Source organism: Peptococcaceae bacterium 1198_IL3148 (genome assembly GCA_036763105.1).
GTDB lineage: Bacteria > Bacillota > Desulfotomaculia > Desulfotomaculales > Desulfohalotomaculaceae > JBAIYS01.
Window position 1 is genome coordinate 17,728 of the sequence record JBAIYS010000012.1, and the last position, 13,957, is coordinate 31,684.

The following is a 13,957-nucleotide window of genomic DNA, read 5'->3' on the forward strand; positions in this document are numbered from 1 at the left end:
GGCTATGTCTCCTTTTTACACCGGTTTTACTTCGTGCCAGTTGGGCCCCACTTTAACATCCACCACCAGTGGTACATCCAGCGCAATGGCGTTTCCCATGCAATCCCGTACCAACTCTATGAGCTCCGGTACTTCCTTTTCCGGCACGTCAAAGATCAATTCGTCGTGCACCTGCAGCATCATTTGGGCCTTTAACTTTCTTTTGACCAATTCCTGTTGGGTTCTAACCATAGCCAGTTTGATAATGTCTGCGGCGCTGCCTTGGATGGGTGTGTTCATGGCGGTGCGTTCCCCAAAGCTGCGGGCCATGCGGTTGGGACTGAAGAGGTCCGGCAGGTAACGGCGACGATTTAGTAGTGTAGTGACGTAACCCTTTTCCTTTGCTTCGGCTACCGTGCGGTCAATGTAGTCCTTGACACCGGGGCAGCGGGCAAAGAAGTTTTCAATGTACCGTTTGGCTTCGGCCCGGCTCACTTTAATATCTCGGGCTAATCCAAAGTCACTGATGCCATAGACAATGCCAAAGTTAACTGCCTTGGCTCGGCTGCGCATTTCTTTGGTCACCTCATTCGCCGGTACGCCAAATACTTCCGCGGCGGTGCGGGTGTGAATGTCCTGGCCGGTGTTAAAGGCCTCCAAAAAGCCGGCGTCCCCGGCAATATGGGCCAACACCCGCAGTTCAATTTGGGAATAGTCCGCCGTCAAAATGACATTGTGCTGATGCCGGGGCACAAAGACTTTGCGAATGCGCCGACCCAATTCCAACCGAATGGGGATGTTTTGCAAGTTCGGCTCGGCACTGGACAACCTGCCAGTGGCGGTCACCGTTTGATGCAATGTGGTGTGGATGCGACCGGTTTGGGCACTAATTAGGTTGGCCAGTCCATCGGCATAGGTGGACTTGAGTTTGGCCAATTGTCGGTGTTGTAAAATTTTGTCCACTATGTCATGTTTTTCGGCCAATTCTTCCAAAACTGAAGCATCGGTGGAGTAACCGGTTTTGGTTTTTTTAATCACCGGTAGTTTCAGCTTTTCAAACAAAATTTTACCCAACTGTTTGGGGGAGTTGATGTTAAACTCTTCGCCGGCCAGTTGATAAATCTCACTGGTTAAGGTGTCGATACTTTGGCCCAACTCGGCACTCATTTCGGTCAGTATGTGCTTGTCCACCGCCACGCCAATGATCTCCATATTGGCCAATATCTTTACCAACGGCAACTCCACTTCATAAAACAACCGCTCCTCCTGCAGATCCTGCAGTTTTTGGTGTAATTTAGGCACCAGTTTATGAATGGCATCGGCACTGGCGGGCAAAGCCACTTCGCCCTCGGTGGGCAGCACCACACCCAGCTTTTCCATGGCAATGTCCGTTAAGTCCAGGTTGGGCGAGGCCGGATTCAACAGGTAAGAGGCCACCATGGTATCAAAACCCAGTTTTTCGATGCCGATGTCATGGCGGTGCAGCAACCAAAGGTTGTGTTTGCCATCATGACAGTAGATGGAAATTTGCTCATGCTGACAAATTTCTTTCAGTACTTGCAGATGTTCCGGTTTGCCCTCGATGGGTAGATGGAAAACTTGATCATCGGTGGCAATGGCGGCGGCATCGACGCCAGTTTCTTTAGTGCCCTTTAACGCCAGAGATATCCGGCTGGCATTGCGCACCGTTTGTAATAATTCCGTTAAATGGTCCGGTTTGGTTACTTTTTGGTAGTTGACTTTATAGGTGGTCACGGCCGGCTGACTTTCGCCTTCATGCTGAGCTCGGTTGGCTTTGCCCCCCGGCTGGTTGCCGGCAATGATTGATTTAACCAGTTGTTTGAATTCCAGTTCGGTAAACAACTCCAGCAGTTTTTGATAATCGGGACCGGTATATTTGCAAGCCACCCAATCTATGTCAATGGGCGCATTCAACTCGATGGTGGCAAGTTTTCGGGACAACAGGGCTTGGTCACGATATTGCTGAAACTTTTCCTTTTGTTTTTTTGGTAATTCCTCGGTATTGGCTAAGATGTCATCTAAAGTGGTGTATTTTTGCAGTAATTTTGCTGCTGTTTTTTCACCTATGCCCGGCACACCGGGAATGTTGTCGGAACTATCGCCGGTTAACGCCCGAAAATCGATAAATTGATTGGGATAAACGCCATAACGCTCCCAAACTTTGCCTTCATCGTAGACATCAATCTCGGTGATGCCTTTGCGATTTATTAACACTTTGGTGCGAGGGGATACCAACTGAAATGCATCCCGGTCACCGGTAACAATAAAGGTTTGCAAACCCTTGGCCTCTGCCTGGGTGGCGATGGTGCCGATGATATCGTCACCTTCATAGCCCTCCAGTTCAAAAATGGGAATGCCCATGGCGTTTAATATATCCTTAATGATGGGGAACTGGGGTCTTAGTTCATCGGGCATTGCTTTGCGGTTGGCTTTGTAATCGGCAAATTGTTCGTTGCGAAAGGTTACCCGCCCTTTATCAAAGGCCACCGCCGCAAAATCCGGCTGTTGTTCTTCCAAAACCTTCATCAACATGGTGGTAAAGCCATAAGCGGCATTGGTAATTAATCCTTTGCTGGTGGTGAGTAGCGGTAGAGCATGGAAGGCCCGGTAGGCCAAACTGTTTCCGTCCACCACAAGTAATTTATCTTGAGACACAATCAAGCACCTTCCTCATTTTATCTTCTATATTATTTTCACCGTTGTGATTCATAATACCTGCCGGCAGGACTTTAGATCAGCCCCCTAGAATTATATCTAAAAAATTATATTAGAGGTGGTTTTTTTTGCTTAGAGGACTGACTTTTGCTTTAACGCTAATTTTATCTTTGGTTACTATAAAGCCGGCGATGGCTTTTGATAACTATTTAGATGGAGTGACCACATTGGAAGAGGTGATGGATTACACCCTCACCAATCATGTGTCCGGCCCATCCTTAGATGATTTAGTAAATGGTGCCATTGAAGGCATGTTGGAAACCCTAGATGATCCCTATACAGAGTATATGACCGCAGATACCTTGAAGGAATTTACTCATTCTTTAAATGGGGATTATGTGGGCATTGGTGTCCAGGTTGAAGCGGCCAATGGCTATGCCAAAATAGTTGATGTTTTTGCCGATTCACCGGCCCAAAGGGCAGGCCTTAAAGTGGGCGATATTATTGTTGCCGTCGATGGGGAAGATGTCTATAAAAAACCCCTCAGCAGTATTGTGGATAAAATCCTGGGGGATGAAAATACTCCGGTTAAAATCACCATTCGCCGGGCGTATGACATTGAAGTTACGTTGTACCGACAAGCGGTGAAGACAAATACAGTTAAAACCAACATCGAAGATAATATTGCCCATATCCAAGTAACCAGTTTTGGAGACGACACCGCTGAGCAATTTAATTCAGCAGTAAGTCAAGCAGTCAGTCAAAACGTTAAGGGAATAATTATCGATCTGCGGGATAACCCCGGAGGTTATGTGGTAACCGCAGTGCAAATGGCCGCTAACTTTTTGCCGGCCGGAACGGAACTGGTCAGTATGGTGGAGCGTTCAGGGGCAGAAACCACCTACCCGATTTTTGGAGACCGCCAGTTGGTGGATGTACCCATTGTGATGCTAATTAACGAGAACTCCGCCAGTGCCTCGGAAATTTTGGCCGGTGCTTTGCAACACTATCAAAAGGCTCAATTGGTTGGGCAACAAACCTATGGCAAGGGTACGGTGCAAACGGTAATTGGTTTATCCAATGGCGGTGCTTTAAAATTAACGGTGGCCAAATACCAACTGCCTAACGGCCAGTTTATTGACGGAATGGGCCTCACCCCCGATGTTAAAGTTAAAACTCCGGAGTTGCAATTGTTTCGAGCCAAGCAACTGCTTCAATCAACTGATGAACCAATAACCCTTAAGTTAAATGTGGGCCAACACCATGCCACCATAAATGGCCAAGGGCTGAATATCCAAAGCGCCCCTTATGTTCACAACTCTGTTTATTATCTGCCGTTATGCCTGGTGATGGAAACCTTTGGCTATCAAGTGGAGTGGAATCAAGGGCGTAATGGTGTTACAATGGTTCGGGGTGGTAAGCAATTATTTGTACCGTTAAAGGGCGATACAGTGCATCCGGTGGCAGTAAAGAACGGGGTTTCCTACCTTTCCACAGCGGACATCGCTCAACTGGGTGTAAAGTGTCAAATCGATGGCCAGTCCATTATAATTACAGAAGACTAATAATCGCCCCAATGGCATAACTTTATTCAGTAGGGGGTGAGTTTGCTGTTAGATGCGGTGTATTTATTTATTGAAGAAAGTTTTGCCTGGGTTACCGACTTTATCATTGCCCTGGGTTACTGGGGCCTGTTTTTTGGTATGGCCATAGAAAGTGCTAATATTCCGCTACCCAGTGAGTTGATTTTACCCTTTGGTGGTTATTTGGTTTCCATAGGCCGGCTGGACTTTTGGGGTGCGGTGATGGCCGGCACTGTTGGGGGTACCTCTGGTTCGGTGGTTTCCTATTATCTGGGATTGCGTGGCGGCCGTCCACTGCTGATTAAGTACGGTCGCTATGTGGGCTTGTCCAGAAGCAAGCTGGATGTGGCCGACCGTTGGTTTGCCCGCTACGGGGAAGCCACAGTTTTTTTTACCAGGTTAATGCCCATTGTGCGCACTTTTATTTCTTTGCCCGCTGGCATAGCGGGAATGAATTTTAAAAGGTTTGTCTTTTATACATTCCTTGGCAGTTTACCGTGGAGCGTTATGTTGGTATATGTTGGGGTTAAATTGGGAGAAAACTGGCAACTAATCAAACCGTGGTTCCATCGTTTAGATGCGGTGGTTGCCGGAGGTATTGTGGTGGCACTGATCTATTTTATCGTGAAGCGCCGCAGATCTCGGTGGTAACTTAAGGGGGAAATGATTTAATTTGCTACAACATGTTCTAGCGATATTGCAACAAATTGATGCAGATGCCTTTATGCAGGTCTATCAATGGCGCCAACCACTATTGGACCAAGTAATGCCCTGGGTTACCCATTTGGGTTCCGGCGGAGTGTTGTGGCTGGGTTGGGCACTGTTGTTATTTGTATTTGGCTCCACCCGGGACAAAAGGGCGGCCATATTAACGGTGGTTGCTTTAACCGTTAGCTTTATCATTTCCCAAGAATTAATTAAGGAACTGGTGGGTCGCAATCGGCCTTATTTAACGCTGGATGGGGTGGTGACATTGGTACACCCGTTAAATTCCACATCATTTCCATCGGGACACACCACCACCTCCTTTGCCTGTGCGGTGGTGTTGGCCAGAACCTGGGGTAGGATGCCGCCACTGCCCATCATGCTGGCGGCACTGATTGGTTTTTCTAGAATTTATGTGGGTGTCCACTATCCAACGGATGTGATTGTGGGCGGGTTAATTGGCATTGTTTGCGGTGAAGTAATCTGTCGCCTGGCGGCTAAGAAGTATCCAGAAATTAAGATATATCATAGAACAGGTAGCAGGGATTACAGTGCTTAGTAATCCCTGCTTTTTTCTTTGTACCGTATAAAGGATAAACACCGGGGAAACATATTTTTATCATCTCAAACGGTTTAATCTGTTATCCCTGGCCCGTATTCCAGTAACTGGGACACCGTGACCAATTTGTAACCTTGTTCCTTTAAACCATCTAAAATTACCGGTAATGCCTCGGGAGTGCGGTCACAGACATCGCTGGCATGCATTAAAATAATGTCTCCAGGGTGAACGCCTTTTAACACCCGCTGGGCAATTTGATCGGCAGTGCGGTCTTTAAACCAGTCCAGTGAATCGGTATCCCATTGAATGACGGTGTAGTTTACTTCATTGGCAGCTTCTAACACAGCGCCTCGCCAAGCGCCATTGGGGCAACGAATTAGTTGGGCCTCTTGACCGGTGGCTTTTTTAATGTTTTTATGGGCATTCAAAATGTTTTCTTTAATTTGCTCCTTTGATAGTTTATCCAGGTCAACATGTTCATGGCCGTGGCTGGCCACCTCATGTCCTTCGGCAGCAACGCGTTTGGGTATTTCCGGGTACTTTAATGCCGCTGGCCCGGACATAAAGAAAGTGCAACGAATGTTCCTTTCCTTTAAAATATCTAGGATTGGCTCGGCAACGGCAGTTCCGTAGCTCCAGTCAAAAGTTAATGCCACCACTTTTTCATCGGTTTTGACCTGATAATAGGCTGTGGCCTGTGGTTTGACAGCACCTTTGCTGGTGGTACTGATTACATCCGGTGCTTTGTAAATCACTGTGGTAAACATTACAGCCACCACCGTCACCGCCACTATCAGCGGTAGGCGTCGGCGCCATTTGTTTAGATTGAGAATCCATACTTTCAAAAAAGTTTCACCACCTTTTAATATTTTCTAACATATACATATTTTGCTAAATGGCAATCTAGCACCGCAATGTCTTGTCAATAAATGGAAACAAAAATGGGAGGTTGCATCTTTGAAGTTGAGGATTAAACAGATATTTATTTCAATTGTGCTAATGGTGTCACTGATCACCCAAGCCCTGTGCCCCACGGTCAGTGAAGGGGCGGAACCCCAAATCACCGCCGATGCAGCGATATTAATGGATGCCAAAACCGGACAGATTTTTTATGCTAAAAATCCGGACAAGCAACGGGCACCGGCCAGTTTAACCAAAATCATGACAGCAATTTTGGCCATTGAGTTGGGCAATCTTGACGAAGTGGTGACCGTTGGTGAAAGGGCCCAGAACATATATATTGGTCAGCAAATAGATTTGCAAGCCGGTGAAAAAATAAAACTGGCAGAATTGGTCAAAGCGGCCCTATTGTACTCCGCTAACGATTCCACCGTGGCCATCGCTGAACATGTGGGCGGGTCCCACGATCACTTTGTACAATTAATGAATCAAAAGGCTTTGGCTTTGGGGTTGCTGGACACCAGGTTCGTGAACACCAATGGTTATTCGGTACCAAACCACTATTCCACCGCTTACGACTTGGCTTTGCTCACTAAATACGCTTTAAACAACCCCACCTTTGCTCAAATTGTCAAAACCAAGGAAACCACCATTCATTGGGTTGACAGCCAGCGTACCAGGAATATTAAAAATACCAATAAACTCTTGCAGAATGACTATCCCGGGGTGGATGGAGTGAAAACCGGCACCACCTCAAGGGCAGGCAACTGTGTAATTGCTTCTGCCACCCGCAATAACCAGCAATTGATCGCTGTGGTATTACACAGCCGCAACCGGTTTAAAGATGCAGAAAAACTGTTGGAGTATGGCTTTAACGACTTTGCCGAACAAACTGCGGTGGCCGGGGGACAAGTATTTGGCGATATAACGGTGGGTAACGGTGTGATGTCCCATGTGAAATTAGTGGCAGCACAGGATCTGTCGGTACAGGTGCCCAAGGAAGACGGTAACGTTAGTTTACAGGTTCATGTGCCAGGTAAGGTAACCGCTCCAGTAACAAAGGGTCAACAGTTGGGCTATGTATCGGTAAGTTTTGATGGGCGAGATATGGGCCAGGTGCCTCTGGTGGCCCAGCAAACAATCAAGGCCCAAACTAGGCTCCATAAGTTTTGGTATCGGTTGACAGATTAATAATGGGGTAAAAACACTTGACTTTTTCCTTTATATGCTACATAATATATTTTGCCTTGATAAAATGGGACGTTAGCTCAGATGGTTAGAGTGCTGCGTTGACATCGCAGAGGTCACTGGTTCGATTCCAGTACGTCCCACCATTAAAATATTTAGGGTAGATACAAATTTGTATCTACCCTTTACTTTTTATTAGTTAATACACATACAAAAATGCGCCACCGAATTATAAATATTGACTAAAAATTAATGCATATATATAATATAGTTGTCACGACAACTGAGGTGATGATAAAAATGGATTTTAAATTAGAAGATTCGTTGGGGTTTGTTCTAAATAAGACAAATGCAAAACTTAAAAATAAATTATCTCAACGATTTAATAATTATAACGTTACGCCAGAACAATGGTCTATACTTAACTGTTTATGGGCGCAAGAAGGTATTGCTCCCAAAGAGTTGGCAGATATGATCTTTAAAGATAAACCAAATACTAATCGCATTCTTGAAAAGTTACAAGCAAAAGAACTAATTGTTCGCAAGCCTCATCCGGTAGATAAAAGAGCTTATCAAATCTTCTTGACTGACCGTGGTTGGGCATTAAGGGATGAATTAGTACCTATAGCCATACAATTACTAGAGGAGGCGACAATGGGAATAAATAAAGATAAGGTTTCAGAAATGATAAAACTGTTAAATCAGATATATGACAATATTGATTAACTTTTTTTGCCATTATAGTTGTCGTAACAACTATAAAAATGATGGCTTTATCTTAAAAGGGGTAAATAATATCAAAAACTGTTTTAAGAAAGTTTGTACTATGAGCGCTAGTTGAGTTGTAAGACATGTTGGATTAATAATTTAAAATGAAAATGAGGGGTGTTAGTATGAAAAGCAAAATTGCCGAAGCGATAAAACTCAAAAACCAACCTGTTGCAGTATTCCGTACAAATGTCAAACCTGAAGGAGCGTTGCAGTTTAAGGAAGGAAACTGGGGTTGCGTAATTGCAATGTTAAATGCCGCATCTAAAGGGCGAGTGGCAGCATTTGATGAAAAAACCACTAATTGCCCGGGTGGTAAAGTAGGATTGGGTTTCAATCGCTTTCAATTAGGTTTTATTGAATATTTCTTGTCAACGGGTGTTCCCAACGGTAGAGAAGGAGAATTTTATAAAAAGAACCCGGAGTTGGCAGCGAAGTTTGCATCTGAGTTACCTGAAGTTGCCCCTACAGAGTGTATTGTTTTTAAACCGTTATCGGAATTGACTGAAGACGAAACACCGGAAATCATTATCTTCTTAGCCAATGCAGATCAACTATCTGCTCTGATGTGGTTTGCCAATTATGATAAACCAACTCAAGACAATGTTAAAATAGACTTTGGTGCCGGCTGTCATCAGTCTGTACTATATGCCCTAGCCCAAGCTGAGAAAAAGGAACAAATTTGTTTTGTTGGACTAACTGACCCCTCGGCAAGAAAATGTATCGACAAAGATATTCTTTCATTCAGCATCCCCTATGATCGCTTTTTAGAATTAGAAGAGCAAGTCGAAGAGAGTTTTTTAACCAAAGAGACATGGGTAAAAATCGCGTCACGCATTGAATAATATTTATAATATTGCCTATAACAGTTTTTACACTAAAATGGCACTGCTCCAGTTAAACTAAGTATAACCAGGAAATATTTTTCCTGGTTATTCGTGCTGCGCTGCGTTGACATCGCAGAGGTCGCTGGTTCAATTCCAGTACGTTTCACCAATAAAAAGCCATCCGATTGAACAACAATTGGGTGGCTTTTTGGTTTTAGGGACTGCAAAACTTTGAAAAATTTTATACAATATAAGTATCTTAACCAGTTAGGGAGAATATTATGTCAAAATTTGTTTTAAAAAGTGGTCTTAACTTTTTGCTAATTATTGCTTTCTTAGGGGTTTTAACGCTGTTTTATTATTTACTGGCCGACAAAATTTTAATTAAAGACACCTTTGCCACCTCTCCGGTGAATACGCCCATGGAAGAACAATTAATTGAAGATACCGAGAACCGAACTAAGTGGGTTTATGAGTTTGGTGAGGACGATGTAGCGCTAATTTATCCCACTTTAAATGGGTCTGATCGGGTTGTTTACGTCGGCATTAACAAAACTCTTCACGCCATAGATAAGGAAAAGGGTAAAAAGCTGTGGCAATATACCGTGCCGGATATGATAATTGGTAAACCGATCATCAAGGGCAATAGCGTTTATTTTTTAGCCGGCAATAAGTTGTATGCGGTGGATGGCAATGGTGAACTGCAGTGGAACTACCAAGCCAATGCCAATATCGAACCGTCGCTGATGATGGATAACGGGGTTCTATATTTTGGCAGTGCCGACAACAAGCTACAGGCTGTTTCCCAAAGGGGTCATTTGCTGTGGAGTATCGATATCAGTGGCAAAATATTGGCACCTCCCGCTGCCAGTGAAGGTAAACTATACTTTGGCAGTTCCAGCAAACATATTTACGGGGTGGACGGCAACAATGGCCAAATAATATGGAAAGTTTCGGTGCGGGGGGAAGTGCAAAATACGCCGGTTGTAGCCGATGGTACCATGTATTTTACATCGGTGGTGGTGCCCACAGAATCCACCAAACTGGAGAGCTATCTGTACGCCGTTAATACACAAAACGGCAATCTTAAATGGAGAAACAACCACAAGGAATTATGGCTGACTAACCCGATATATTATAACCAGTTGATTTACGCGGGCGATACCAATGGTAAGCTCTATACCTATGAGTGCAAATGGGGCCAGAAACAGTGGGAGTTCCAAAAAGAGGATCAACAAATGCTCAGCCCGATGATTGTTGGTACCACCGCCTTCTTCCAAAATAATAATCACCACCTGTTTGTGGTGGATATAGTATCGGGAAACCTAATGTGGGAGGCTGTTATTGAAGGGGTAATTAAAACGCCACCAATTATAGACCAAGATTATATATATTTTTATAGCAACGGTAGAGTTTGTGCATTGAAAAACAAAGTCTAACGGTATACAATAATTAACTAATTAGAGAGAAAAATAGATAGAAAGGAGACGAGAAAATGACTAGTGTAAATATAACCATTAATGGAGAAAAGCATAGTTTCGAAGTGGGAACAACGCTGGCAACCATTGCCAATTCCCTTTATCAACCCTATTCGATGGTGCTGGGGGTGGTCAATAATGAGTTGAAAGAATTGAGTTATGCATTGACCACCGACGCGGAAGTTAGGTTTTTAGATTTAACCACCACCGACGGTCAAAAGTGCTACAAAAGAAGCCTTTCTTTTCTCTTTGTGAAAGCCTTTAGCGATATAGATAAAGAGGCCAACATCGAGCTTTGCCATACCCTGAGCAAAGGGCAATACTGTATTGTTAAGGGCTGTGCTTGTTTTAATCAAAAAACGGTACAAAGAGTTAAAAAAAGAATGCTGGAATTGGTTAAGCAGGATATTCCTTTTATTAAAGAAAAATTGCCGGTGGACGAGGCTGTTAAATTATTTGAACAAATAGGCCGTCCGGATAAAATTCACTTATTTAAGCATATCGATAAAGAGACAGTCAACATCTATAATTTAGACGGTTACAAAGATTATTTCTATGGTTATTTGGTACCATCCACCGGTTACCTGAAACTCTTTGATGTCATTCCCGAGGACGATGGTGTGGTGCTGCTGTGTCCTAAAAAGAGTAACCCTGAGGAATTAACTCAGCACATGTACCAACCTAAATTGTTAAAGGCCTTTAGGGAAACCAAAGACTGGGCTAATATTATGGGTGTCAACATGGTGGGGGATTTAAACGAAATCATTGTCAACAAGGAATATTCCGACCTAATTCGTACGGTGGAAGCACTTCATGAGAATAAAATCATTAAAATAGCTGACGAAATCACCAAACACCCCACCAAGGGACGGGTGGTGCTAATAGCTGGCCCATCATCATCAGGAAAGACAACCTTTTCCAGGCGGCTGGCTACCCAGCTAAAGGTTAATGGTTTAAAACCGGTGGCCATTTCGCTGGATGATTACTTTGTTGATCGGGAAGATACCCCCATGGATAAGGACGGCAATTATGATTTTGAATCGATATATGCCCTGGACTTAAAACTCTTTAACCAGCATTTAACAGCATTGTTGTGCGGAGAGGAAGTGGAGTTACCCTATTACAATTTTAAAAAGGGCAAGCGGGAGTATACCGGTCATAAATTAAGGGTTAACGAGAAACAACCTATTATTCTAGAGGGTATTCACGGACTCAATAATTTATTGACTTCTTCGGTGCCGGATCATTATAAGTTTAAAATATATATCAGTCCGCTGACCCAGCTTAATTTGGACTATCACAACCGTATTTCCACCACCGACAGTAGATTGATCAGAAGGATTGTCAGAGATTATCGGTTTAGGGGCCATGATGCCCAAGCGACAATCAAAATGTGGCCATCGGTGCGCCGGGGAGAAGAAAAAAATATTTTCCCTTATCAAGAACAGGCCGATGCCATGTTTAATTCCACTTTGATTTACGAATTGGCGGTGTTAAAGAAATATGCCCTGCCATTGTTACAAGCAGTGAAAAAAGACCAGGAAGGTTATATCGAAGCCAAGCGGTTGCTCAGGTTCCTAAAGTATTTTAGAGATATTGAAGATGAACTGGATATTCCACCAACCTCCATTATTAAAGAGTTTATTGGTGGTAGCAGAATAGTGTAATGTTTTTAAATCTTCACTGCGTTCAGAATGAGTGGTCATTCTGAACGCTGGTGAAGATTTTTAATTCAAGAAAGGGCAGCCCTTTGCCGTTGTTTGTTGTGTCCGGCCGCCAGAACGCCAATGATAATGGCGGCCATTAAGCCGTATTTAATCAAGGGAGCATTATTAAAGAAGGTTTCCAAAAAGGGTTCATCAACAATCATCTTGCCGGCTGTATAGGCAATAACACCGGCACCGATGTAAATTATTACTGGGTAGCGATCAATCCACTTGATAATGATGGTGCTGCCCCAAACCACAATGGGAATGCTGATCATTAAGCCAATGACCACCAACAAAAAACTGCCATGGGCTGTGCCGGCCACCGCCAATACGTTATCTAAACCCATCACCGCATCGGCTATGATGATGGTTTTAATTGCTTGCCATCGGTTGTCGCTGGTGTTGATATCATGCTTCTTTTCCTGGGTCAGTAACTTATAAGCAATGTGAATCAACAACAAACCACCAATCAGCAGTAATCCAGGTATTCTTAACAGCCATACTACCGCTAAGGTGGCTAAGGAACGAATCACCACCGCACCGGCGGTACCCCACAAAATCACTTGTTTTTGATGCTCATGGGGTAAGTTCCGGGCGGCCATGCCAATGACAATGGCGTTATCGCCGGCCAGTACTAGATCGATAATTATAATTGATAGCAGAGCCGAAAAAAATGCTGGGGAAAATAGTTCCATTGTTTTACACTCCCTTTAAGTATTTAAACATCTTTATATTTCCCTAAACTTAAACCGGTAATAAAAAACGGCCTTTACCAGTTTGCGGTAAAGGTCGTTGTATAGGTCGAAGTAATAAAATAAGACCTTTACCAGTTAGTAAAGGTCTTGCAAACAACTTTTGGTTGCCAACTAAACCGGGGTTACAAACCCGAAATGACGACTTAGCTGTACAGCTACTCCCCTTTAGGAAATTATATGATTGTTTAGTAATAGTATATGAACACCACCATTGGATGTCAATAAATTTTTATAGTATGATAATAAAAAAGATAAAAGTATGGAGGATAAAATGTTTTGTCCCTTTGAATGTCATTGTTGCCCCTTTGCAGATGAATGCTTATTTGATGATGATTGTATTGGCGAAGACGAGTTGCTTTAGTTAACGAAAACACTCAGCGGAGTGTTTTTTCTTTTTTACAAATAGTTAGATTTTTTAGATATATTTAGATGCCAATTAGAAGGTATTTTTAGCTTTGTCCCGAAGTACTAATTAAAGTAACTGTTTTCACAAGGTCGCAATCTAAGTTTGAGTAGGTGGTTTTTTATATAAAAAATAATAGAGGGAGAGGATTAGTTTGAAGAAAAACAATCGCAAACTTAGAAAATTGGTGGGGGCCATTAATTTTAAGGCCAGTGAAGCGGCAAAGCTAAACCAGGGCAGTATTGTAGGTATTGATATTGCCAATATGGGTCTGAAGGGCAAATACTACAAACATGCCAAACGGCAAATTCGGCAACAGGGTATCTGGAGCTTTTCTTATATCCGTGGTGGCACAAAATTGATGTTAAAGGCGCAAAACTAAAGAAACTTAATGTCGGGGCAGCTTTTTTAAGCTGCCCCGATTGCT

Annotated in this window: 12 protein-coding genes and 2 tRNA genes; 11 read left to right on the plus strand and 3 right to left on the minus strand. The window is 43.5% G+C overall.

All coding sequences use genetic code 11. The features are described 5' to 3' along the window. Positions 1–15: 15 nt before the first annotated feature. Positions 16–2,655 (minus strand): DNA polymerase I, encoded by a 2,640-nt coding sequence (gene polA / locus V6C27_11460; GenBank protein ID MEG6617033.1) that lies wholly within the window; start codon positions 2,653–2,655, stop codon positions 16–18. Between the two features lie 128 nt (positions 2,656–2,783). Between polA and V6C27_11465 the strand changes: the two genes are divergently transcribed. From V6C27_11465 to V6C27_11475, 3 genes are read left to right on the plus strand one after another with little or no spacing between them, the layout of a single operon-like run. Beyond that, positions 2,784–4,220 carry a S41 family peptidase gene (locus tag V6C27_11465; GenBank protein ID MEG6617034.1) on the plus strand — a complete coding sequence of 479 codons (1,437 nt, stop codon included), beginning with the start codon at positions 2,784–2,786 and terminating at the stop codon, positions 4,218–4,220. Between the two features lie 57 nt (positions 4,221–4,277). Further along, positions 4,278–4,889, plus strand: coding sequence for a DedA family protein (locus V6C27_11470; GenBank protein MEG6617035.1), 612 nt, complete (start codon positions 4,278–4,280; stop codon positions 4,887–4,889). A 22-nt stretch (positions 4,890–4,911) separates the two neighbouring features. After that, entirely contained in the window at positions 4,912–5,502 is a 591-nt protein-coding gene (locus V6C27_11475) for a phosphatase PAP2 family protein (protein MEG6617036.1), read from the plus strand. A gap of 74 nt (positions 5,503–5,576) precedes the next feature. Here the strand turns inward: V6C27_11475 and V6C27_11480 are convergent, their stop codons facing one another. Further along, positions 5,577–6,347 (minus strand): polysaccharide deacetylase family protein, encoded by a 771-nt coding sequence (locus tag V6C27_11480; protein MEG6617037.1) that lies wholly within the window; start codon positions 6,345–6,347, stop codon positions 5,577–5,579. 112 nt (positions 6,348–6,459) lie between these two features. On the opposite strand from V6C27_11480, the gene V6C27_11485 reads away from it, so the two are divergent. The 7 genes from V6C27_11485 (at position 6,460) to V6C27_11515 (ending at position 12,330) form a co-directional block, all read left to right on the plus strand. After that, positions 6,460–7,593: a D-alanyl-D-alanine carboxypeptidase family protein gene (locus V6C27_11485; protein ID MEG6617038.1), complete on the plus strand. Its 1,134-nt coding sequence runs from the start codon at positions 6,460–6,462 to the stop codon at positions 7,591–7,593. A gap of 66 nt (positions 7,594–7,659) precedes the next feature. Next, positions 7,660–7,736, plus strand: a tRNA-Val gene (locus tag V6C27_11490). A gap of 154 nt (positions 7,737–7,890) precedes the next feature. Then, positions 7,891–8,316 carry a MarR family transcriptional regulator gene (locus tag V6C27_11495; protein MEG6617039.1) on the plus strand — a complete coding sequence of 142 codons (426 nt, stop codon included), beginning with the start codon at positions 7,891–7,893 and terminating at the stop codon, positions 8,314–8,316. A 167-nt stretch (positions 8,317–8,483) separates the two neighbouring features. Further along, complete coding sequence (locus V6C27_11500; GenBank protein ID MEG6617040.1) at positions 8,484–9,203, plus strand: DUF169 domain-containing protein; 720 nt, start codon at positions 8,484–8,486, stop codon at positions 9,201–9,203. A 71-nt stretch (positions 9,204–9,274) separates the two neighbouring features. Next, positions 9,275–9,354 (plus strand) — tRNA-Leu (locus V6C27_11505). Positions 9,355–9,466: 112 nt separating this feature from the next. Beyond that, positions 9,467–10,624: a PQQ-binding-like beta-propeller repeat protein gene (locus V6C27_11510; protein MEG6617041.1), complete on the plus strand. Its 1,158-nt coding sequence runs from the start codon at positions 9,467–9,469 to the stop codon at positions 10,622–10,624. A 56-nt stretch (positions 10,625–10,680) separates the two neighbouring features. After that, complete coding sequence (locus tag V6C27_11515; protein MEG6617042.1) at positions 10,681–12,330, plus strand: nucleoside kinase; 1,650 nt, start codon at positions 10,681–10,683, stop codon at positions 12,328–12,330. Between the two features lie 65 nt (positions 12,331–12,395). Here the strand turns inward: V6C27_11515 and V6C27_11520 are convergent, their stop codons facing one another. Next, the gene (locus V6C27_11520; protein ID MEG6617043.1) at positions 12,396–13,067 is read right to left on the minus strand and encodes a TerC family protein; all 672 of its coding nucleotides are present in this window, start codon (positions 13,065–13,067) and stop codon (positions 12,396–12,398) included. 617 nt (positions 13,068–13,684) lie between these two features. Here V6C27_11520 and V6C27_11525 point away from each other — a divergent pair. Continuing rightward, on the plus strand, positions 13,685–13,912 hold the full coding sequence (locus V6C27_11525) for a hypothetical protein (GenBank protein MEG6617044.1): 228 nt from the start codon (positions 13,685–13,687) through the stop codon (positions 13,910–13,912). The last annotated feature ends 45 nt before the right edge of the window (positions 13,913–13,957 follow it).